23 protein-coding genes and 1 riboswitch are annotated in these 22875 nt (G+C 39.7%); of the genes, 8 read left to right on the forward strand and 15 right to left on the reverse strand.

Annotated features, from left to right (window positions below):
- Nucleotides 1–547 precede the first annotated feature (547 nt).
- The gene (locus tag RB214_RS14220) at nt 548–1504 is read right to left on the reverse strand and encodes a mechanosensitive ion channel family protein (protein WP_309167630.1); all 957 of its coding nucleotides are present in this window, start codon (nt 1502–1504) and stop codon (nt 548–550) included.
- Nucleotides 1505–1624: 120 nt separating this feature from the next.
- Nucleotides 1625–2404: a peroxide stress protein YaaA gene (yaaA, locus tag RB214_RS14225; protein ID WP_039488339.1), complete on the reverse strand. Its 780-nt coding sequence runs from the start codon at nt 2402–2404 to the stop codon at nt 1625–1627.
- A gap of 225 nt (nt 2405–2629) precedes the next feature.
- Here yaaA and tal point away from each other — a divergent pair, with 225 nt between their 5' ends.
- Complete coding sequence (gene tal, locus RB214_RS14230; RefSeq protein WP_002961397.1) at nt 2630–3580, forward strand: transaldolase; 951 nt, start codon at nt 2630–2632, stop codon at nt 3578–3580.
- A 213-nt stretch (nt 3581–3793) separates the two neighbouring features.
- The gene (locus tag RB214_RS14235) at nt 3794–3982 is read left to right on the forward strand and encodes a DUF3545 family protein (RefSeq protein ID WP_002961395.1); all 189 of its coding nucleotides are present in this window, start codon (nt 3794–3796) and stop codon (nt 3980–3982) included.
- An 87-nt stretch (nt 3983–4069) separates the two neighbouring features.
- On the opposite strand, the gene ung is transcribed toward RB214_RS14235, so the two are convergent.
- The 8 genes from ung to RB214_RS14275 all read right to left on the reverse strand — a co-directional run bounded on the left by ung (nt 4070) and on the right by RB214_RS14275 (nt 12214).
- Nucleotides 4070–4732: a uracil-DNA glycosylase gene (gene ung / locus RB214_RS14240; protein WP_309167631.1), complete on the reverse strand. Its 663-nt coding sequence runs from the start codon at nt 4730–4732 to the stop codon at nt 4070–4072.
- On the reverse strand, nt 4729–5589 hold the full coding sequence (locus RB214_RS14245) for a cobalamin-binding protein (protein ID WP_309167632.1): 861 nt from the start codon (nt 5587–5589) through the stop codon (nt 4729–4731). Before RB214_RS14245 ends, ung begins: the two co-directional genes overlap by 4 nt.
- Nucleotides 5589–6188 (reverse strand): cob(I)yrinic acid a,c-diamide adenosyltransferase, encoded by a 600-nt coding sequence (gene cobO / locus RB214_RS14250; protein WP_024604202.1) that lies wholly within the window; start codon nt 6186–6188, stop codon nt 5589–5591. The genes RB214_RS14245 and cobO overlap by 1 nt, the downstream gene beginning before the upstream one ends.
- Nucleotides 6181–7665 (reverse strand): cobyric acid synthase, encoded by a 1485-nt coding sequence (locus tag RB214_RS14255; RefSeq protein WP_309167633.1) that lies wholly within the window; start codon nt 7663–7665, stop codon nt 6181–6183. The genes cobO and RB214_RS14255 overlap by 8 nt, the downstream gene beginning before the upstream one ends.
- A 4-nt stretch (nt 7666–7669) precedes the next feature.
- Entirely contained in the window at nt 7670–8674 is a 1005-nt protein-coding gene (locus tag RB214_RS14260) for an iron ABC transporter permease (protein ID WP_309167634.1), read from the reverse strand.
- Between the two features lies 1 nt (nt 8675).
- Nucleotides 8676–9488 (reverse strand): ABC transporter ATP-binding protein, encoded by an 813-nt coding sequence (locus RB214_RS14265; protein WP_024604205.1) that lies wholly within the window; start codon nt 9486–9488, stop codon nt 8676–8678.
- 559 nt (nt 9489–10047) lie between these two features.
- Nucleotides 10048–10182, reverse strand: a riboswitch (cobalamin riboswitch).
- Nucleotides 10183–10242: 60 nt separating this feature from the next.
- Nucleotides 10243–11175, reverse strand: a complete 933-nt coding sequence (locus tag RB214_RS14270; protein WP_002961381.1) for a porin — start codon at nt 11173–11175, stop codon at nt 10243–10245.
- Nucleotides 11176–11341: 166 nt separating this feature from the next.
- Nucleotides 11342–12214, reverse strand: a complete 873-nt coding sequence (locus tag RB214_RS14275; RefSeq protein WP_024596245.1) for a LysR family transcriptional regulator — start codon at nt 12212–12214, stop codon at nt 11342–11344.
- Between the two features lie 91 nt (nt 12215–12305).
- On the opposite strand from RB214_RS14275, the gene RB214_RS14280 reads away from it, so the two are divergent.
- Both RB214_RS14280 and RB214_RS14285 read left to right on the forward strand, forming a co-directional pair.
- The gene (locus tag RB214_RS14280; protein ID WP_024596244.1) at nt 12306–12680 is read left to right on the forward strand and encodes a DUF413 domain-containing protein; all 375 of its coding nucleotides are present in this window, start codon (nt 12306–12308) and stop codon (nt 12678–12680) included.
- Between the two features lie 86 nt (nt 12681–12766).
- Nucleotides 12767–14002 carry a diguanylate cyclase gene (locus RB214_RS14285; protein ID WP_309167635.1) on the forward strand — a complete coding sequence of 412 codons (1236 nt, stop codon included), beginning with the start codon at nt 12767–12769 and terminating at the stop codon, nt 14000–14002.
- Nucleotides 14003–14018: 16 nt separating this feature from the next.
- Here the strand turns inward: RB214_RS14285 and rarD are convergent, their stop codons facing one another.
- Nucleotides 14019–14936, reverse strand: coding sequence for an EamA family transporter RarD (gene rarD / locus RB214_RS14290; RefSeq protein WP_039488332.1), 918 nt, complete (start codon nt 14934–14936; stop codon nt 14019–14021).
- A 51-nt stretch (nt 14937–14987) separates the two neighbouring features.
- The gene (locus RB214_RS14295) at nt 14988–15443 is read right to left on the reverse strand and encodes a thioesterase family protein (RefSeq protein WP_024596241.1); all 456 of its coding nucleotides are present in this window, start codon (nt 15441–15443) and stop codon (nt 14988–14990) included.
- 133 nt (nt 15444–15576) lie between these two features.
- Between RB214_RS14295 and recQ the strand changes: the two genes are divergently transcribed.
- The 4 genes from recQ to RB214_RS14315 all read left to right on the forward strand — a co-directional run bounded on the left by recQ (nt 15577) and on the right by RB214_RS14315 (nt 20208).
- Nucleotides 15577–17400: a DNA helicase RecQ gene (gene recQ / locus RB214_RS14300; protein WP_024605058.1), complete on the forward strand. Its 1824-nt coding sequence runs from the start codon at nt 15577–15579 to the stop codon at nt 17398–17400.
- A 7-nt stretch (nt 17401–17407) separates the two neighbouring features.
- Nucleotides 17408–17692: a DUF3630 family protein gene (locus tag RB214_RS14305; protein ID WP_002961372.1), complete on the forward strand. Its 285-nt coding sequence runs from the start codon at nt 17408–17410 to the stop codon at nt 17690–17692.
- 169 nt (nt 17693–17861) lie between these two features.
- Nucleotides 17862–19571, forward strand: coding sequence for a BamA/TamA family outer membrane protein (locus tag RB214_RS14310; RefSeq protein WP_033021578.1), 1710 nt, complete (start codon nt 17862–17864; stop codon nt 19569–19571).
- 64 nt (nt 19572–19635) lie between these two features.
- The gene (locus RB214_RS14315) at nt 19636–20208 is read left to right on the forward strand and encodes a mechanosensitive ion channel domain-containing protein (RefSeq protein WP_024605061.1); all 573 of its coding nucleotides are present in this window, start codon (nt 19636–19638) and stop codon (nt 20206–20208) included.
- A 91-nt stretch (nt 20209–20299) separates the two neighbouring features.
- Here RB214_RS14315 and RB214_RS14320 read toward each other — a convergent pair whose 3' ends face one another.
- The 3 genes from RB214_RS14320 to RB214_RS14330 are packed head-to-tail and all read right to left on the reverse strand — an operon-like array spanning nt 20300 to nt 22687.
- The gene (locus RB214_RS14320) at nt 20300–21358 is read right to left on the reverse strand and encodes a succinylglutamate desuccinylase/aspartoacylase family protein (protein WP_309167636.1); all 1059 of its coding nucleotides are present in this window, start codon (nt 21356–21358) and stop codon (nt 20300–20302) included.
- Complete coding sequence (rimK, locus tag RB214_RS14325) at nt 21345–22250, reverse strand: 30S ribosomal protein S6--L-glutamate ligase (protein WP_002961977.1); 906 nt, start codon at nt 22248–22250, stop codon at nt 21345–21347. The genes RB214_RS14320 and rimK overlap by 14 nt, the downstream gene beginning before the upstream one ends.
- A gap of 2 nt (nt 22251–22252) precedes the next feature.
- Entirely contained in the window at nt 22253–22687 is a 435-nt protein-coding gene (locus RB214_RS14330; RefSeq protein ID WP_007585784.1) for an ATP-dependent zinc protease, read from the reverse strand.
- Nucleotides 22688–22875 lie beyond the last annotated feature (188 nt).

Here is a 22875-nt window from a genome sequence, read left to right on the forward strand (position 1 = left end):
TTCATAAGCGCGGCTTGTTACTACAACACAAGCTGCGCTTTTTTATATTCAGTTTAAGGCAAGTTTTGCTGCTGTGAAAAAGATAAAATAAAGCCTAAGCAATACTATTATTCCTCCCCTTAAAACGATAGCTCACACTAATACTTATACTTATGAAGATAAATTTAGAATTGATGCTAGCGTGTTTGTCTTCGCTCTTTTAACCCTTAAGTTAACCCAATTGATACTGAAAAAGCTTACACAGATTCTTTAGCCGACCTAACGGGCTTAAAAAGGATGATTTAGTTATTAAAATAGATGAGGGCGTTATTTCAGAGTGTGCAGCAAAGGCAGTGAGAAAATCGTTGGGTAAACACTACTTTTACTTGTTAATACTCCCATGGCCAAACGCAACTAATTAGAATTGATATTCAATAAACACAAAACTAGGTATTTAAACTTCTAGCTAATAATCCGTTTATAAAAAAAGCGCATTTTTACTCTGTAAAAATGCGCTGTTGGTAAGTAACTATTTCCCAATGCTTTTGCCTAATGAGCTTTAACTAAATTACTCACTTTGGCTAGAGTCAGCACCGTCGCTACTGTCTTTATTTGATGATTGCTGGCTTATTTTATCGCTTATCATGGCATCGAGTTTTTCACCCCCTTTAATGCCAAAATCGAGCGTACGCATTGGGAAAGGAATACTAATATCAGCTTCGTCTAATGCTTGCTTAACGGCAACAACACCTTTGTGGCGTACCGTCATAAAGTCAGGCTCGCCTGGGTATTTAATCCAAAACCACACCAGTAAGTTAATGCTGCTGTCACCAAAGCCTTCAGCGTATACGGCGGTTTCGTCTTTGCGTATTACAAAGTCAAATTCGTTAATTTTTTCGACTATGACGTCTTTTGCTTTTTCTATGTCGTCACCGTACGAAATACCTACGGGTACTTCTATACGTCTTATACCTAGCGTGGTGTAATTTTTTAGTACATTTCTAAATAAGACTTTGTTTGGTACAAGTATTAGTTGCCCGTAAAAGCTCTCTATTAGCGTGTTACGTAGGTTTATAGAATGCACCGAACCAAACACATCATCGGTTTCTATGACATCACCTGTTTTAAATGGCTTACGTACACCCATTGCTATACCTGCAATTAGGTTTTCGGTCATGTCTTGAAACGCAAAACCAATGGCTAAACCCACAATACCCGCACCAGCAAGTAGCGAAGTAACTGTGCCTTTTAAGCCAACAAAATCGAGCGCTATAAATAAACCTATGCACAACACAATAACTTTAAATATTGACGCCATTAAATCGGCAATTTGCGTTGAGTCGAGTGAGCGGCGTAATACGTTTTTCATCAGCTTGCCAGCAAAGCGCGCCAGTATTGAAAATACTATGGCAATTACAATTGCCACTATAAAATTAGGGATATGGCTGATAACAACATCAAACCACCCTCCGAGCTTTTCCTCTATTAGCTTTTCGGCTTCGCCAACTGATGGAATACTGATCATTTTGTTTGCACCTATTTAATTAATAATCTCATTAATATTAGATATAGTTGCAAATATAACGCCAGTATCAAAAAAGCCATGCAATGCATGGCTTTTCAATTGTTTATTTAAGCTTATGACCTAATTTTGTTCGTCGCGCATAAATACCGGCTCAAGCTCTTTAACTGTTGCCTCAGGGCTAAAGTAATAACCCGCCACAGTAAACTCTTTAAGCTGACTTAATTGCGTTACTTTATTTTCGATAATGTAGCGCGCCATCATGCCTCGTGCTTTTTTAGCGTAAAAGCTAATTACCTTGTATTGACCGTTTTTACAGTCTTTAAAGTGTGGGGTAATAATTTGTGCATTTAATGCTTTTTTATCTACCGCTTTAAAGTATTCGTTTGAAGCAAGGTTAACTAAGTATTGCGCGTCTTGTGCTTTTAATACTTCGTTTAGTTTGTTCGCTATTACGCTGCCCCAAAACTCGTATAAGTTTTTGCCACGCGAGTTTTCAAGCTTGGTGCCCATTTCAAGACGGTAAGCTTGCATTAAATCAAGTGGTTTTAATAAGCCGTATAAGCCAGAAAGGATACGCAAATGATTTTGTGCGTAATCAAGCTCGCTAGCTTTAAGCGTACTTGCATCTAAACCGCCGTATACATCGCCATTAAAGGCAAGCACTGCTTGTTTAGCATTACTTTGTGTAAACGGCTGCGCCCACTCGCTAAAGCGTGCAGCGTTAAGCCCAGATAGCTTATCGCTAATTTTCATTAAACTGCCAATTTGCGCTGGTGTTAGTTCACGGCATACTTTCATGAGCTCTTCGCTGTGCTCTAGTAATTCAGGTTGAGTGAACTTGTCTGTTGCGGGTGGCGTTTCGTAATCAAGATTTTTTGCAGGTGAAATAACAGTGATCATAGTTAGCTATTGACTTGTAATTTATTTAGTGTCAATTTCAACATTAAATGAAACGAAAAGCACGTTTTGTTTAAATAAATCCTCTCTTAATAACCCATGCATTGCCGTTTTTCTATTGATAAGGACATAAGACCTATCAAGCATTGTCACACTGTTGCAGTATGGATTGTATATATTAAGAGTGATTAGATTTTTCTTTTAACTTGCTTGGAATGAGGAAAGCAAATGACTTCAGCTCTACAAAGGCTAAAACAACATTCATCTATCGTAGCCGACACTGGTGATATTGAAGCTATTAAAAAGCATCAACCAGAAGATGCAACTACAAACCCGTCGCTTTTATTAAAAGCGAGCGAGATTGAAGCATATAAGCCTTACCTAGATAAAGCTTGGAGCTATGCAAAAGAAACCGAGCAAGAGCCAGCTAAACAACTTGAACTAGCATGTGATTACTTTGCAGTGTTACTTGGTAAAGAAATTAGTGAGATTGTACCTGGTTATATTTCTACTGAAGTAGATGCACGCCTTTCGTTTAATACGCAAGCGACTATTGATAAAGCACATACTCTACTTAGCCTTTACGAAAAAGAAGGTGTAAGCAAAGACAAAATTTTAATCAAAGTAGCGTCTACGTGGGAAGGTATTAAAGCCGCTGAGCAACTAGAAAAAGAAGGTACTAAATGTAACCTTACTTTATTATTTAGCGATGCCCAAGCTCGCGCATGTGCCGATGCAAACGTATTTCTAATTTCGCCATTTGTAGGGCGTATTTTAGATTGGCACGTTGCTAACGGTATGGAAAAACCAACCGATCCGCTACAAGATCCAGGTGTTCAGTCTGTACGCAGCATTTTTGAATTTTACAAACGCCATGACTACAAAACAGTTGTGATGGGTGCAAGTTTCCGTAATACAGGCGAAATTATTGCTCTTACTGGTTGCGACAAGCTAACAATTAGCCCTAATCTTTTAGAAGATTTAGGTAACCTTGAAGGCGCACAGGAATACTTGCTAGAAACAGATATTCCTAAAGAGCCAAAACCAGAGCCACTTACAGAAGCGCAGTTCCGTTGGTTACATAACCAAGATGCTATGGCTACTGAAAAACTAGCTGAAGGTATTCGCTCTTTTGCTGATGCACAAGAACAACTAGAAGCGCGTTTTAAAGCAATGTAATTTGTTATAATCGTGTTTTAGAAAACGTCGCAATAGCGGCGTTTTTTTATGCCTAAAATAGGCTACTTCTCTATTTAACCTTCATATAATCTTCGTATAAACCTTCATCAATCAATCACACTTATGTAACATAACTGTCACTTTTTTATTCTATTTTAACTAGGCCTGTGGTATAGGTATTCTTGATGTCAATAAAATCAATAGGAGAAGTTCATGGATAGCCTAAACGATATATTAGAGATATTAGAAGGACCAGATACAACAAGAAAAACCTCTCAAAAAAATAAAAAAAGAAAATGGCGTGAAATAGAAGCAATAAAAGACAAACAGCGCCTACGTAAAGAACTACAAGAACTAGACTACTTTACAGACAGTATTGCAATTGATGAGCTCGATTTTTAATTCAATACGCCCCAACTAAACAAAAAGGCTTCCAGAACCTGGAAGCCTTTTTTAATGGTTTAAACAATTTGAGTTCTTTAGAATAAATTAGATTTGCCAGTTAATTGGCTTATCTTTTTGGGCTTGCAATAACTCATTCGTTTGTGAAAAATGCTTACAACCAAAAAAGCCTCTATGCGCCGAAAGCGGCGATGGGTGCGGCCCTTTTAAAACATGATGGCGAGCGCTATCTATGCCTTTACCCTTTTTTTGTGCATGTGCACCCCATAAAATAAATACCACACCTTCGCAGTGCTTATTAATATGGGCAATTACATTATCGGTAAATTGCTCCCATCCTAAATACTTATGTGAATGCGCTTGTCCTTGCTCCACGGTCAATACTGTATTGAGTAAAAACACGCCCTGATCTGCCCAGCTTTGCAGGTAACCATGCTCAGGAATAATAAACCCGCTGATGTCGACAGCTAACTCTTTGTACATATTTTTAAGCGACGGCGGCAGCTTTTTTACATCAGGTAATACCGAAAAACACAAGCCATGCGCTTGCCCTTCCCCGTGGTATGGGTCTTGTCCTAAAATTACAACGCGGATGTCATTAAGTGTGGTGGCATCAAAAGCACTAAATACTTGAGCTTCAGGCGGGTAAACAGCAACACCTTCATTGCGGCGATTAGCCACATACTCTAACGTTTGCTGCATGTAAGGTTGCTGTAATTCACTTTCTAAAAATGTAGCCCAATTGCTCATTGTGTACTCTTAATCTGTTTACGTGATGCGTCTATTTTATCACACATATCCGCGAGTCCATCTAGCATGCGCGGGGTAAAACGATGTAATAAATCGGCATTTACGCTAATAAATTGATCATTTTTAACAGCGGGCACTTCTGGCCACTTTTGCCAATTAACAACCGGCTGTGGTGTTTTTGATTTTTCATCAGGGATAATAATAACTTGTGGCTTAGTAACAATGACATTTTCGATACTAATTTGCGGGTAATCTGTAACGCTCTGTGCAAATACATTGCTTACATGGCATGTTTCAATCAGTTGGCTTATCCACGTATTTTTACTTACTGTCATCATGGGCTCAGCCCATAACTGATAAAATCCGGTAATATTTTTTTTATCTTGCTGGCTTTTAACAATCGCGTTTAGTTTTTGTATAAATGCATTTGCCGCTTGCTGGCTTTGCTCAATATTCCCTGTAAATTCACCAAAAGTAAGTAACTCGTCGGCTACACCAGCGATTGTGGTGGGATTACTCAAATATACTTTTATACCTAAACGCTCTATTTGGGCTAAATCTTCGCTTTGGTTTCCGCTTTTCCACGCAATTACTAAATCAGGTTTAAGCGCTAACACTTTTTCAAGTGAGATACCGTAATAACCCCCTATGCGCTCAATACTTTGGGCTTCACTTGGGTAGTCGGCGTAATCAACCGTGCCCACAATATTATCGCCCGCCCCTATGGCAAATAGGTTTTCGACTATATGTGGTGCAAGCGCGATTATTCGCAGTTTTTTAGAATCATTAGCCTGCTCTGCAAGTGCACTGCCCGATACACAAAAAAGCAGCCCCCCAATAAAAAACGCTTTAAACATTAGTAATCAAATCCTTCTAGCGCTTTTATGCCTGAGTCGAATGCATGTTTTACATTACGCACTTCGCTTACCGTGTCGGCAAGGTCGGTTAAAGTACGATGTGCTGCACGCCCTGTGATAATAACTGACTGCATTGGCGGGCGGTTATTAAGGGCTGTTACTACTTCATCTAAATCAACATAGCCGTATGTCACCATATACGTAAGCTCATCGAGTAATACTAAATCAATACTGCTATCAGCAAGCATGCGTTTTGACTCTTGCCATGTTGCTTGGGCGGCTGCGGTATCGGCTTCTTTATTTTGTGTATCCCAGGTAAAACCGGTGTTCATTACAACAAACTCAACGCCTGCACTTTGTAATAAATTACGCTCGCCACACTCCCACGTACCTTTAATATATTGGCAAACGGCTGCTTTTTTACCATGCCCTACGCAGCGTGCTACAACGCCAAAGCCTGAGGTTGATTTACCTTTACCGTTACCGGTAATTACCTGAAAAATACCTTTTACATCTTGTGCGGCGGCAACACGTGCATCCACTTGTTCTTTTACTTTTTGTTGGCGCTGCTTGTGCTTATCGTTGTTTTGTTCAGTCATTATTGTGCCCTTCATAAATCGAGATAATTTGCTGTATGTTTAAATGCGTTTCGCACATGGTTGCTAATCGTTCTAACTGCTGCTCGCGATGAGTGGCAATACTAATTGGGTTAATTGAGGCGCTTGGTTTTACCCATTTTAAAATTTGCGATGTAGCATCGGCTTCATCAAATAAGCCATGTAAATAAGTGCCCGCAATGGCGTTATCATCGCTAATAAAGCCATCGAAAATAAAACCATGTGGGTGGCTTTTATCAAAGGTTAAAAATGGCTTATTAAGCGCTGCACCTTGGCTAATCCCTGCATGTATTTCGTAACCACTACAGGGTGTTGATTGGTTATTTAAAAGCAGTGTAGCGGTTATTTTAGTTAATACTTTTTGTGTTGTTAGCGTGGTTTCAAAATCGCACAGAGCAAGCCCATTTACTTGCTTTAATGATGACTCAATACCCTCGGGATCGTTGAGCGTATTGCCCAGCATTTGCATGCCGCCACAAATGCCAAGTACTTTACCACCATAGCGTAAGTGGCGTTTAATTTGAGTGTCCCAGCCTTCATTTTTCAAAAAGGTTAAATCGCCCAGCACGTTTTTACTGCCTGGGAGAATTATCAGATCAACGTCTGGGATCGTTTGCGTATGGCGCACGTAATTTATATTAATGTTTGGGTGCAAACGCAGTGCATCAAAATCGGTGTGGTTACTAATGTGGGGAACAAGTAGCACTGCAATATTAATTGAGGCGTTGGTTACGTTATTATCAATTGCGACGGCGTCTTCAGCATCAAGCGCAAGGTCGTGTAAATAAGGTAATACGCCAAGTACGGGTTTGTTTGTGTATTCTTCAAGCCAATCAAGCCCGCCTTGCAGCAAACCTATATCGCCTCTAAAGCGGTTTATAACAAAGCCTTTTACGCGCGCCTGTTCTGACTCGCTTAACAACGCAAGCGTACCTACCAAATGTGCAAACACACCACCTTTATCAATATCAGCAATTATAATTACTGGGCAATCTACCTCTTCGGCGTAACCCATATTGGCAATATCGTTTTCACGCAGGTTTATTTCAGCAGGGCTACCTGCCCCTTCAACGAGGAGTAAATCAAAGCGTTTAGCTAAGCGGTTATGTGAGGTAATTACTGCATCCATCGCCACTTTTTTATAGTCGTGATATTTGCCCGCTTCCATATTACTAATGGCTCTTCCGTGAATAATCACTTGTGCGCCAGTATCGCTATTAGGTTTAAGTAAAATAGGATTAAAGTCTATTTCGGACTCTACTTTAGCTGCTATTGCTTGCAAAGCTTGCGCACGACCAATTTCGCCGCCATCTTTTGTTACTGCGCTATTAAGTGCCATATTTTGTGGTTTAAAAGGCGCAACCTTTACCCCTCGCTTAGCAAACACCCTGCAAAGGGCAGCAACTAAAGTGCTTTTACCAGCATCTGATGTAGTGCCTTGCACCATTAAGGTTTTCATGGAATTACACCCCTCGCTTTCTAAAAAACAATAAACTCAAAAAGAACACGCTACCAATAGCTGCAGTAATAACACCTACGGGCAGTTCTTGGTTTTTCAGCAATGAGCGCGAAAGTACATCAACCCACACCATAAATGTACCGCCCACCAAGCTGGTTACCAGTAAGCCAGCGATGGTGCCTTGGGATATAAAAAAGCGCACAATATGCGGCACCATTAATCCTACAAACCCAATACCACCACACATAGCCACCAGCACAGCGGTAATTAATGAGCTTAAAACCAGCATAAGTATTCTAAAGCGCTGAACCCTCACACCTAATGTAATTGCGCTTTCATCGCCCAGTAACATAGCATTTAGCTGCCTTCTAAAGCTCAGCATTACAAACGTACACAATGTAATTACCAATAAAGGCAACCAAAGCGTAACCCACTGCGCACGCGAAAAGCTGCCCAGTGTCCAAAATAAAATAGCGGCTACCGCCTGAGGGTCGCTCCAATAAAGCAGCAAGCTGGTAAATGCACTAAATAAAAACGACAGAGCAACACCAGCTAATAACATTGATTCTACCTGTGCACTTTGCTGCCTACCTGCAATAAGTATTAATAAACTCATGGCGAGTAAGCTACCCAGCAATGCTGCTGCCGATAACATAAAACCTGCGCTAATACCTGCTAATGCCATAAGTAACACCACCCCAAATGAAGCACCCGACGATATACCAAATAAGTAAGGATCGGCTAAAGGGTTGCGCGTTACCGTTTGTAAAATAAGCCCCGCAATTGCTAAGCCAGAGCCGGCTAAAAAGGCGAGTAATGTGCGTGGCATTCTTAGTTCAAAAATAATACGCGAATTAAAAGACGCATCATTTGAGAGTAAAAAGCTATTAAATACATCTTGAAGTGAGGTCTCTGCTGCGCCAAAACTAAGTGCTGCAAATAAGCTAAATAAAGCAGCTGCAGCACTGATAAATAGCGCAAGTGATTGGCGAGTATTAACTGCGCTCATATTATTCGTAACCATAAAAGTAAGTGATATGAGGGATGCTATTTCCCGACTCCGATATTTGCGGGTGGTTATTTACTTGAGCGCAGACACCAAAAACGTCGCCTAGCATGTTTTCGGTTAATACCTCACTTGGCGTGCCTGTATGTGTAATTTCACCATTTTTAATAACCACTAGTTCATCGCACATTGCAGAAGCTAAGTTTAAATCGTGAAACGATGCAAACACCGTTACACCCAACGATTTAGCAAGCTCCATTACCTGTATTTGGTATTTAACATCTAAATGGCTAGTTGGTTCGTCCATTATTAACAACTGAGGTTGCTGAACTATGGCGCGGGCTATCAAGGCACGTTGCTTTTCTCCACCCGAAAGTGACTCAAAGCTTTGATCGCTATGATCTGCCAACCCTACAGTGTTGATAGCTTGGGTAATTTTGTGTTTATCAATGTTAGTTACTGAGCTAAATAGCGATTTATGAGGCGTTAGCCCAAGTGCAATAACATCAAATACGCTTAAGTTAAATTGCGACGGGGTTTCTTGTAAAACAACCGCTACTTTTTTTGCGTACTCATCGCTTTTTAGCTGCCAAATATCGGTGTTGTTAAACTCTACAACGCCATTACTGGGTTTATTAAAACGATATAAACAACGCAATAAGCTCGATTTACCTGCGCCATTAGGTCCAATTAAGCCAACAAATTTACCTGTGGTTATTTTAAGGTTTATTTTTTTGAGGATCGTTTTATTGCCAATACCCCACGATACGTTTTTAACGTTTAGTAATGGTATATTTAATGGCGTTTGAGTGTACAATAGTCAGTCCTAGATAGGGTCTGTTGATCTTTCAAGGTTAAATTTGCAACAGTCTGTTTGGTATTTAGGCAAGGCAGAGCCTATGTAGTGTGGTTATTCCCCATAAATGGGCGATAACGTAGCATTAATGCCAAACAGGCGCTGCCCAAAGGGTTCTTCCTAGGGGCTATTTACTCTTTGTTGCTCGGTTTTTACTTATTCTTACATGGATGTAAGCCATTAGAATAACGCAGGAGCAGTTATCGAGCCCACTAGGTTACAAACCTCGCGCCGCGATTAAATAGCCCCTAGTTTGAACAAATTTTAATCCGCAAAGTTCAACAGACCCTAGGTTAAACTCACTAAAAATGCGATAAAAATACTAATGCACTACAAGAAAAAATGAGTAAACCCGCTCGTTAAAAGAATTCATACCAATTGTATTAAATTAGTGATTTATTATAGCGACAAATAAATAGCTTAATAACAAGGCGGAAATTATGACATATACTTTTTCTATATAAATAATTTTTAACGAAGTTAGTAAGTTATATAATTCGCTAGAAAGATCATGTTTTTAATAAAATTGGTATTATACCATTTGTATCTGACTTAAAGCTTTGCGCTAATTACAGTTGCGGGAACAGTCGAGGACTCGCACCTCATTCCAAATGAAGCTCTATTATGGGCGGCTAAGTAAATAATTTAAAGCAAAAAAAACCGCACTCAAAAGAGCGCGATTAAAAGGGAGTGTTTTAACTAATTTAGCGAATAGTTAAAACTTGTATTCCATACCTAAGCCTACGTAGTCTTGGTCAACGTTGTTGTCCATGTCGAAGCTTGAGTAAAAGCCAAATACTTTAATGTTTTTATTTAATTTGTGATCAAGACCAACTGATATTGCTGACTTATCGTCGCTGTCGTCAAAGTCCATGTCTTGGTATTGTACTTTAAATGTGTTGTTACCCATGCTGTAAGCTGCATTTAATAGATAACCATCCGCTTCTGCGCTGCCGTCAACTTTTTCTTGTGTTTGGTACATTGCACCTAACTTAAAGTTTTCAACTTTACCTTGGATTGACGCGCGTACTACATCGTAGCCATTTACTTCACTATCGGCTGCGATAGAGGCATATACTGCGCTCTTTTTAAGTGCCACGTCACCGTAAGTAACCGCCATTGAGTAACCGTTATCAGCGTCTACATCATCTTCAGCTACAAAAGTAGCAAGTACTTTAAAACCTTCGTATGAGTTTGATGAATAACTAACAGTATTCCCTAAACGGTTTTCACCTTTAAATACATTTTTAATATCGCCTTCAAGGTCGTTAAACAAGTCTAACTTACCTTGAGATTGTTTAAGCGCAGTATCGTTACGACCAATAACCACTTGGCCAAACGCACCTTTTAAACCAACGTATTGGTTACGCGCAGAAATATTGTCGTCGTTATCGCCTTTTGAATCAGCATCAGACACATCAACTTGAAACTCAAACTTATATACCGCTTCTAAACTATCATTTATTTTTTCAGAACCTTTAACACCAAGACGAGATGCATTACTTTTTATCTCAGTAAAAGATCCTTCGCCGTCATCAGATGATTGCACTGTTACATTCGCTTTACCGTAAATGTCTACATCGGCAAGTGCATTAAAAGATAAACCACTTAATAGTGCTAAGCATAAGCTCGATTTTACAAATTTCATGTTATTTCCTTGGATAATCACAAAAGACTAATTTTTAAAACTGCTGCATTTTGTCACCGCTAAATGACAGTAATATTACAATGGAAATATTAATGTCTTTTTTTATTAATAAAAATGCATTAAATTTGAAATCAAAATAACATGAAAGCCTAATAAACGGCCGAACTTACTTACTTTTCTTTAATGACAAGCTTGGGGTCATTTGCGATAGTAAATTAACTAAGGTTTCTATTAACTCTTTTTGCTCGTTGTCTCTGTGATACGCTATAAACACGTCTCGCGAGGTATTTTCTACATCTTTAACATGAAACAGTTCACCTTTTTCTAAATGCCCTTCTACCAATACTTGAGGTATAAATGCACTGCCGCCACATTGCAGTATTAAATCAAGTGCAATACGTCCTGTGCTGGTTCTAAAATAAGGCGGTGTTTTACCGGTAAACTGACGCGCATGCCAAAGTGAGAAAGTAGTTCCCCAATCAACATATACATACTGATTATCAAAAAAGTTTTCGTTCGTTGCAGTGTCGTATCCGCTTACGGGAATGATTGGCAACTCACAGATTCGCTCTACCACTAGCTCGTCTACTTTTGGTGGATCAAACAATATTGCCAAATCAAGCGTGCGTTCTAATAACAGCCGAGTGCTTTCTTGTTGTGCTTTAACTTCTGCGACTAATGACACGCCCGGCATCGCCGATACAATATTTGTTATACCAAACTGTAAAAAAGCATCCCAAATATTAGGCGTTCCTGCTAAGCTAATTTGCTTATGCATATTATCGGCAAGCGCAACATCCACTTTGGCGCGTTGCATGCCCGTAATAATCATTTGTGCATGGGGTAATAAGCGCTCGCCAGGTGCTGTAAGTTGAATGTTATTACGCTGGCGAATAAACAAATTAACACCAAGCCCTTGCTCTAATTGGCGAATTCTAAAGCTCACTGCAGACTGCGTAATATAAAGGTTTTCGGCCGCTTTACCAAAGTGACGCGTACGTACTACCTCAACGAATGTTTTTAATAAATCGATATCCAATTTTTTATCCTCACGATAAAAATAATTTGTTTAATAAATTGCCAAACTTGCATCATACTCCAGCTAATTACTAAGGTATGAGGATAAAGCTATGAGCAATAACATTTCATTACTACGCCAAGCATTTGTTAGCCAACGTCAATTTTATGATGATCAAAACTTTCCACGAGGCTTTAGCCGCAGCGGAAACTTCACCTTATTAGAAGCCAGCATACTTGAACAACACGGAGTTGTTTTAAAAGGCTTATACAGTAAAACAATTGAGCCGCAAAACGAACACCAGGAACAGTTTGTAGCAGTCGTAACTGGCTCACAAGAACCTACCAACCCAATCGAACGAGCTTGGGTAAAATACTTAAAACTAACGACCTGCAAAACTAAGTTTCATACTTTATTTGGCCGTTCAAAAATGTCGAGCCCGGCACCGATTAGCCAAGAGTATTATTCAGAAGCGGATAATCTGTAAGTACTTAAGTTATTTGCTTTTTTGCGTTTTAACAGTTACAACTTGTATAAGCAAATATTTTTGCAAAATATATATAGGGTTGTTCCGTGACGCGAAAAATACTAATAGTTGAAGATACACCTGCCATGGCGCGAGTGCAAAAGCACATCGCGCTTAAGGCTGGTTATGAAGTTGATATAGCTGAGTCATTAGCGCAAACAAAAGAGCTTATAAGTAAAAATAGCTATTTTTGCGCTGTAGTTGACTTCATATTACCTGATGCCCCATCTGGTGAGGCTGTACCTTGTACTATTAATGCAGACATTCCAACTATTGTAATGACGGGCAATATTGATAAAAAAACTCGCGACACTGTAGAAAAATACCCAATCATCGATTACATCATTAAAGAAAATAAACAAGCTTATCAGTACCTCGAAAAACAGTTACATCGCCTGCCTCGCAACGAAAATGTAAAAGTACTCGTTGTTTACGACTCTAAATCGACCCGACGATACATTTGTAGTTTATTAGTGCGCCATAAGTATCAAATTATTGAAGCGCAAGACGGACAAGAAGCGTTAAACCTACTTGAAGCTTCACCTGATATTTCAGTTATTATTACTGATAATGAAATGCCCAACATGAATGGCGATGAACTATGTAGCGAGATCCGCCGCTTATATAGCAATGATGAAAAAGCTATTATTGGCATTTCGGGTTCTGACTCTGTAGGGCTTTCTAGCTTATTTTTAAAAAATGGCGCAAACGATTATTTGCACAAACCTTTTAATAGCGAAGAGTTTTACTGCAGGCTTAGCCAAAACGTCGATATGTTAGAACTTATAGCCACGATAAGGCGACAAGCTAACACGGATTATTTGACTAATTTACCAAATCGTCGCTACTTTTTTGAAGAAGCTGAAAAGTCATTAAAGCAAATAAAACATGCTAAAGGTGATGGTGCTTTAGCGATGCTTGATATTGATCACTTTAAATCAATTAACGATACATACGGACACGATGTTGGCGACGAAGTATTAAAAGGGCTCTCTATTTGCTTCAGTAAATACTTTAAAAAGCACTTAGTAGCGCGCTTAGGTGGTGAAGAGTTTGCAGTTTATTTTATAGATGTAGATAAACAAGAAGCCCTTAAACGCCTTGAAGGCTTTAGGTATTTTATAGAAATGAATAGCCAAGAGTTTAGTAAAGCTAAAATAAAATTCACCATTTCTATTGGCTTTGCAAACGGGCCTGTTTATCAAATTGATGAACTTTTAAAACAGGCCGACTTAAAGCTTTACGACGCTAAAGAATCTGGTCGTAATAAAGTAGTTAGTTAACCATTTTATTAGTTAATTATACTTCTGCGGCCGTAATAGCCGCTTTTTTACGTTTGCGTGATTGATGGTAAGAGTCCCAACTAAAAATAGCCAGTGCACTCCAAATACATGCAAATGTTACTACACGCTCTGCATCAAACACTTCACCATAAAACACCACAGCTAGTATAAACATTAAGCTTGGCCCAATGTATTGAAAAAAGCCAAGTGTAGTATATTGCAAACGCTTAGCTGCACCGGTAAAACACAGCAGTGGTAATGTAGTTACAATACCTGCACTAATCAGTAGTACATTAGTATGCCAATCATTAGCTGGCAGGCTTGATGTTGCTGTAGGCACCATTAACCACCAGTAAATAAGTGCGACAGGCAGTAATATAAGTGCTTCGAGTAAAATGCCAGGCAAGGCTTCAACCGGTAACTTTTTACGTAATAAACCATAAAGTGCAAATGATATAGCCAGTGAAAAGGCAACTACCGGAAACGAGCCAAAACTAATTAGCTGCAGCACTACACCGCTAAAGGCAAGGGCTACTGCTACGCCTTGGAATTTACGCAGGCGTTCGCCTAAAAAAAGCATACCCAGTAATACATTTAAAAGAGGATTTATGTAATAGCCCAAGCTTGCATCAAGCATGTGGTTATTATTTATAGCCCATATAAATAAACCCCAATTAAACCCAAGCAGTGCAGAGGTTATAACAAGCATAAGCAAAAGCTTAGGTTGAACGATAATGCGTTTAATTTTACCCCAATACCGTAAAACACTTACTACCAATACTAAAAACACAACCGACCAAATAACCCGATGCATTAAAATTTCAAAAGCAGAAACATGCTGAATTAACTTAAAGTATATTGGCGCAAGGCCCCACATTAAAAAAGCAAGACAAGCAAAAATAGCACCTTTACGCTGCTCAGTATCAATCGACATAATAAACACTTAGTGATTTAAAAGGCCGCTAGTTTACTTGCCATACGCGTTTTATCCAACTAAATACGTGCCGGTTCCAAAAGCAATTTGAACAGACTGTTCGTTATGTAATTCCATTCTGCATACACATACTTTATTACCTGAACGAATAAGTGTTGCGCTGGCAGTAAAGCTCTCTCCTTTACCAGGGCGCAAATAATCAGTACGTAAGTCGATAGTCCCAAGCGTGGCTAATTTTGTTTGCACGCTTGTAATATCTAAATCGGTGAGTTTATCAATTACACTTGCTGCAGCGAGCATACCGCCTACATTATCAAGTACGGCTGAAATAACACCACCATGGAGTATTTTTTGCGCAGGGTTACCAATTAGTACATCCTGCCACGGGAACGTAATTTTGGCCTGTTCAGGGCTTAACGACTCAACCGATATTTGTAAAAACTGGTTAAACGGCATGCCATTTACAAATAACGCGCCCACTTGTTCAATTAACATTTCTTTATTCATTATTATTCTCTATGTCAAAACAGGTAAGATGAGTAAAACATACATAGTGTAAAACTACGAGACTCCACTTAAATAATTTATCAAGTAACTCAGCTAAAGACATCTCACTAAAAAACCACTAAAATACCCGCCAATGAATACATCAACTCCACCTTCTAGCACCCTTGTGCGTAAACCCGAAACTGTCCTCAAACAAGTGTTTGGCTACAGTGAATTTCGCGACGGTCAAAAAGCAGTTATTGATGCCGCTATTAACGGCCAAGATTCGCTTGTATTACTTCCTACTGGCGGCGGAAAATCGGTGTGCTACCAAATCCCTGCTTTAGTACTCGAAGGCGTAACTATTGTTATATCTCCGCTTATATCGCTAATGCAAGATCAGGTAACGCAACTGCAAGCTCTTGGGGTAAAAGCCGCTTACGTTAATAACAGCTTAGCACGAGAAGAACAGCAATTGGTGTATCAACAGCTTCATCAGGGGCAAATTAAGCTCTTATATGTGGCGCCTGAAAAAGTATTACAACACGAATTTTTAGAGCGTTTATCGCATTTAAATGTGAGTTTATTTGCCATTGACGAAGCGCACTGTGTGTCGCATTGGGGTCATGACTTTAGACCTCATTACTTTCGCTTAAACGAATTAAAGCAACGTTTTGCACATGTCCCAATGATGGCATTAACCGCCACCGCCGATAAAGCCACACGGTTTGATATAGTTGAGCAATTAAAACTACAACAGCCTTATATTCATACTGGCAGCTTTGATCGCCCTAATATTCGTTACACCATAGAAGAAAAATTTAAACCTATGGTGCAATTGCTTCGCTACCTAAAGGAGCAAAAAAGCCAAAGCGGTATTATTTATTGCACCAGCCGTAAACGCGTAGACGACATTGCTGAAAAGCTTGCAGATGCAGGACTAAACGCTGCCGCTTATCATGCTGGTATGAGTAACGAGCAACGTCAATTTGTACAAACCGGGTTTGCCCGTGACGATATACAAATAGTGGTCGCAACCGTTGCTTTTGGCATGGGCATAAACAAGCCTAATGTGCGTTTTGTGCTGCATTACGATATTCCAAAAAGTATAGAGTCGTACTATCAAGAAACAGGTCGAGCTGGGCGAGATGGACTTGCCGCAGAAGCTATAATGTATTTTGACCCAGCAGATATTGGTCGCGTAAGGCGCTTTTTTGAAGACATAGACGACGAGCAACGCCGCCGCGTAGAAGAACAACGCTTTAACGCAATGGCAAGCTTTGCCGAAGCGCAAACATGTCGTCGTCAAATATTACTTAACTACTTTAGTGAATATCAACGCGAACCTTGTGGCAACTGCGATATTTGCTTAAATCCGCCAAAAAGCTTTGATGGTACGTTAGTCGCTCAGCAAGCACTTTCGTGTGTGTACAGAGCGGGACAACGTTTTGGACTTGGTTATATTGTTGAATTACTTCGCGGTGCAAACACGAGCCGCATCCGCGATAATAATCATCATGAGTTAAGTACCTACGGCATAGGTAAAGATAAAAGCAGTGAGTTTTGGCTCAGTATTTTACGCCAACTTATTCATCAAGGCTTACTTAGCCAAGATATAACACAAGGTGCGTCACTTAGATTAACAGAAGCCGCGCGTGTAATTTTAAAAGGTGAATACGCACTGCAATTAGCCGAGCCACGCCTGCAAGCCAAACACGTTTATCAAGATAAGTTAGCGCAATTTAATTACGACAAAAAACTCTTTGCTCGCCTGCGCGCACTTCGTAAAGAACTTGCTGATGCCGACGATGTGCCACCTTATGTAGTATTTAATGATAAAACGTTAGCCGAAATGGCGCAGCTTATGCCAACAAACGACAGTGAATTTTTAAAGGTCTCAGGTGTTGGTTTTACTAAGTTAAATAAGTATGGCGGCGAATTTTTAACGGCAATTCGACATTACCTAGCTACTAATTAAGAGCATTATGACCCAAATAGAATATGACCATACACACAAATGTATTTTGATTAATCCCATTGAGCTACCAAACGATGAAGACTTTGAGCTGTGGAGTACATTATTTTTACACTCAGACGAAGTAACACTCAACGAATATTCTGCAGGCGCCGATCGCCATCAAGTTCGCTTTACCTATAATCATCAAACCTTTAATTTAAACTATGAGCATTACAGCCAAAGCATCTGGATTAATGCCGAAGGTCATGAAGCTGAACACTTACTCGCCGCTTTAGCATTTTATTTAAGCTAGCTTTTAATGCCTAGCGCATAGGTCGCTGCAAACCAGCTGGCTATTAACAAAAGTGAATATGGGTAATAATTAATTAATTTCAAAATCCATACCTTTTACTTACATTATAATAACAATGATGTAAGCTGATATTACGATAGTCATTTGCTACGTAGCAGTAAGAGGTTTAATGGTGAGCAAGAAATGGATAGCACAATGTTGTATTAGTTTAACGGTTTTAAGCTTTTATGTGCCTAATACGTTCGCACAACAATCTTCAATGAAAACTGATAACTGCCTTGTAGAACAGACAGATTTAAGCACAAATAAAAACCTACGCCGAGAAGTTCAAGACAAAACAACCCTCACGCACAGTAATAGTAACGCTAAAATAGCCTCAATAAAGCTCAAGCAACTTAATGTATTTAATACTGAGCTTGAAGAGGAAAATATTGCCCTATTCCGTTTTGCTAATCGCGCTCACATCCAAACAGAGCCTGATGTCATTAATAACCTTTTATTATTCTCCCCAGGTGACAAGTACGACGCTAAAAAGCTCGCAGAATCTGAGCGTTTACTTCGTAAAGAGAGCTACTTATATGATGCACAAATTAGTGCTACCGAAAACTGCGACGGCGACGTTAATGTAGAAGTGGTTACCCGTGATTTATGGACACTTTTACCTGAAGTGAACTTTAGTCGGAGCGGTGGAGAAAACAAATCGAGTATAGGTTTTAGAGAATCAAACCTGCTTGGGTGGGGTAAGCGCCTTTCTTTTTCGCGCACCACTGACAGCGATCGCAGCGGTTACTTATTTGTTTACGACGATCCTAATATTTTATCTACTCGCTACCGAGGCCGTTTAGAGTACGCCGATAACAGCGACGGCAAGCGCCATTTGCTTGAGCTAACCTATCCATTTTACGCAATTGACACCCCCTTTAGTTACGGTATTTTAAGCTATTCTGAGCAGCGCGAAGAGTCACTATATAAACGCGGCGAAGAGTTTAGCGAATTTGATCAAACTACCGATTTAAACCGTGTATTTATAGGACACTCTAAAGCGCTTAATAATAATTGGACCCAGCGACTAACGTTAGGCTATACCGACGAGCAGCATACCTTTGAAGCTATAGACACCACATTTGCACCACTTGCCGATGACAGAAGTTTAAGTTACCCCTTTATAAGCGGCCATTGGTTTGAAGATAACTACATAAAAGTACGCAATTTTGACAGTATATCTCGCACTGAGGATTTAAATTTAGGTTGGAATATTAAAAGCTTAATTGGCTATTCAGATGAGTCATTAAGTAATGACGACAGCCGCGCGGTGTATTCTTTTAACTTTAAAAAAGCCCACTTTACTAACGATAATACCTTATGGCGTTTTAGTGCTGATATTGATGGCTATTGGAATAAAGAACAGAAAAAACTCGAAAACTTTATGGCCACCAGCCAAGTACAATACTATTTAAATACCAGTGAAGACCAATCTTGGTATGTTAAAGCCCGCGTGCAATACGCCAAAAACCTGACTGCTGATCAACAGCTTACTTTAGGTGGCGAAACAGGCCTGCGTGGTTACCCGATGGATTATCAACATGGCGATCGCAGCTTTTTAGTTAATCTAGAAAAGCGCTATTACTGGGAGTACGATTTACTACAACTATTTAAAGTGGGTGGCGCAGCTTTTGTAGATGTAGGCAGAGCATGGTTTAACGATGAAGATAACGGTGAAAATGCACATGTATTGAAAAATGTAGGCGTTGGTCTGCGTTTGGCACCGAGTCGCGCAAACTCAGGAACCATGATCCACATTGATATTGCCGCCCCTGTTGATAGCTACGACGATGTAGACTCAGTCCAGTGGCTAGTAAGCGTTAAAAACACTTTTTAAATAATACAAACACGTTAAACTAATACCAATTGCATTAAATTGTTATGAAAGTTCAGGACCTAATGTGGAAATAATAGAAGTTTTAGAATTGTTTGCATCACAATATAAGTTAGTTGTAACTATAATCGCTATTTTGGTTTTCCCTCTTCTATTAAAAATAACCAAAAAATTACTCGAAAAAGCAATTAAAGGCAAAGTAGATTTACACCGAAAATATCGTGCAGAGCTCTTACTAAAAATTATACTCGCCTTTGTCGTGCTGTGTTTAGTTTTAGTATTTTGGGGTATAGAGCTGCGTGGCTTATTGGTTTTAGGCTCTTCTTTATTTGCCATGTTAGGGGTAGCACTTTTTGCCGCCTGGTCATTATTGAGTAACCTCACCGCATTTTTACTGATGTTTATTCAAAACGATTGCCGCGTTGGTTATTGGGTACGAATTATTGATGGTGCAAATCATGTTGAAGGGCGCATTGTTGAAATGGGCTTAATGAATGTAGTACTTGAACATATTGATGGGCACCGTGTAATTTACCCTAACAATTTATTTGTGACCCGTCCTGTCATGGTTTTAAATAAAGAACCAAAGCCAACTAAACCCCCTGTTATAAAGCGTATTATTGGTCCTAAAAAAACATAGTTTAAAAAATCATATTCACAAAAAAGCCGCAGTAGTCAAAATACCTACTGCGGCTTTTTAATGCTTAACTAACCACAATTTAGTTTAGCTATTAGTTATTTAGTTCAGCTGTTTTAAGCTCGTCATCTAAATCATTTATCTCATCAATAAAGTTCTCTAGTTGCTGCTCTACTAAACTATTGTCATTTGCAAAGTAAGCAAGGTGGAATACCGCATCACCTTCATTTACCAATGGCATCGTTTGCTGACCAATAACAATACCGCCTTTAGGCGCTAAAAGCTCAAGCTCAGAATCCCCTAGAGGGCTACTTATATATGCAAGCACTTGCCCTTTAGTTACATGCTCCCCTAGTGATACTTGTGCACGCACAATGCCATCAACCTCTGCACGTATCCAACTAGTCGAACCTGCAATAATAGGATCTGGTAACTTTTTAGGGCGCTTGCCACGGATCATTTTTAAATGGCGCATAACATAATCAACGCCCTGCACACCTGCCGCAATAGCGATAGGGTCAAAGCGTAGCGCTTCGCCTGCTTCATAAGTAATAACAGGTATACCTAAATTTGCGGCTTCACTGCGTAATGAACCATTACGAAGGGATGCATTTATAACCGCCGGCGTACCAAATGCTTTAGCCATTTCAGCGGTTGCTTCATCTTCTAAATTAGCGCGAATTTGCGGCAAATTAGTACGATGAATAGCGCCAGTATGCAAATCAATAATGTGAGTACAATGTACTGCCACTTGATTAAAAAACATATAAGCCATACGCCCAGCTAATGAACCACGTTCAGAACCTGGGAAGCTGCGATTCATATCGCGTCTATCTGGTAAATAACGCGATTTGTGAATAAAGCCAAACACATTCACAATAGGCACAGCGATTATTGTTCCACGCAGTTGGCTTGGATCTATTTTAGCAAGTAACTGACGCACAACTTCTACACCATTTAGCTCATCACCATGAATAGCCGCACACACCATAAGCACAGGGCCTTCCATTACACCATTAACCACTTCAATAGGAATATTAAGTGGTGAATGGGTGTAAAGCTTAGCTGCTTCTAAGGCAAGCGTTTTACGCTCGCCTACGCCTACACTCTCTCCTAATAAGGAAAAAGGACGGTTAATTTTAACCTTTGCCACGTGTTGCTGTTCCTTTACTTGAAGCATTTTTTTCGATGAAATCAATCACCATGCCTGCAATGTCTTTACCTGTTGCTATTTCAATGCCCTCTAAACCTGGTGATGAGTTCACTTCCATCACAAGTGGTCCACGAGATGAGCGAAGTAAATCAACTCCCGCTACGTTCAAGCCCATTGATTTAGCCGCCGCTACTGCCGTTTTACGTTCTTCTGGAGTAATACGAACTAATGTAGCACTACCGCCACGGTGAAGATTAGAGCGGAACTCACCTTCTTGTGCTTGGCGCTTCATTGCTGCTATTACTTTATCGCCTAATACGAAACAACGTATATCGGCACCACCCGCTTCTTTAATGTATTCCTGAACCATAATATTAGCTTTTAAGCCCATAAATGCTTCAATAACGCTTTCTGCCGCTTTGCGTGTTTCAGCAAGTACAACACCAATGCCTTGTGTGCCTTCAAGTAATTTAATTACAACAGGTGCACCGCCTACCATTTCTAGTAAGTCTTTTACATCATCTGGTTTGCTAGCAAAACCTGTTACTGGCATACCAACGCCTTTGCGCGAAAGTAACTGAAGAGAGCGTAATTTATCGCGCGAACGAGAAATAGCGACTGATTCATTTACAGGGTAAACACCCATCATTTCAAACTGACGAAGTACCGAACAGCCATAAAATGTAACCGATGCACCAATACGCGGGACGATTGCGTCAAATTCTTTTAAGTTTTCACCGCGATAGTGAATTTCTGGTTGCTCAGAGTTTATATTCATATAACAGCGCAATGCATCAATCACTTTAACTTCGTGACCGCGTGCCTCTGCCGCCTCAATTAAGCGACGCGTTGAATATAATTTTCTGTTGCGAGATAAAATACCGATTTTCATAGTTAAACCTTACGACCTAATAGTTGAGATAAAGCCGGGTCAACGACTATACGATTTTCCATGGCTGTACGCCCTAATAACATTCTAAACTTCATTGTTGCACGGCTTGTTAAAGTAAGCTCGATAGGCCAGCTATGCTCGCCTGCATGCAATGTAGTTTCTATAAAGTAACGTAGTTCTTTTTGCCCACTTGAGCTGGTTACGTACTTCATTTTTTTAACTTTTGCATTGCAAGTGACTTGCGTTTGCTCATCATCTTGCAGTGGCTGGGCCGTAAATTTAACCCATTTTTCTGAGTCAACTTCGTATTCTTCAATGTTAATTGCATGAATACATGAAGTGCGAGCGCCAGTATCAATTTTTGCTTTTATCTCGTTAATACCAAGCCCAGGTAAACTTAACCACTCACGCCAACCAACTGTGATCTTTGCTGTCATAAATGTGCCCTTAATAAAAAAGTGACTTATACGCTACAGGTAAAAAAACACCAACGAAATAAATTTATCTAGTCGATTAGTAAATTAAATTGATCTTTTTAAACAACTGGTCACACAATGCACGCCTTGCTGAATAGTACTTTATGCCACTTTACTCAGCCCAAAGGCTCTGCATATATTTTGCTATT

This window comes from Pseudoalteromonas sp. HL-AS1, assembly GCF_031198785.1.
Lineage (GTDB): Bacteria > Pseudomonadota > Gammaproteobacteria > Enterobacterales > Alteromonadaceae > Pseudoalteromonas > Pseudoalteromonas distincta.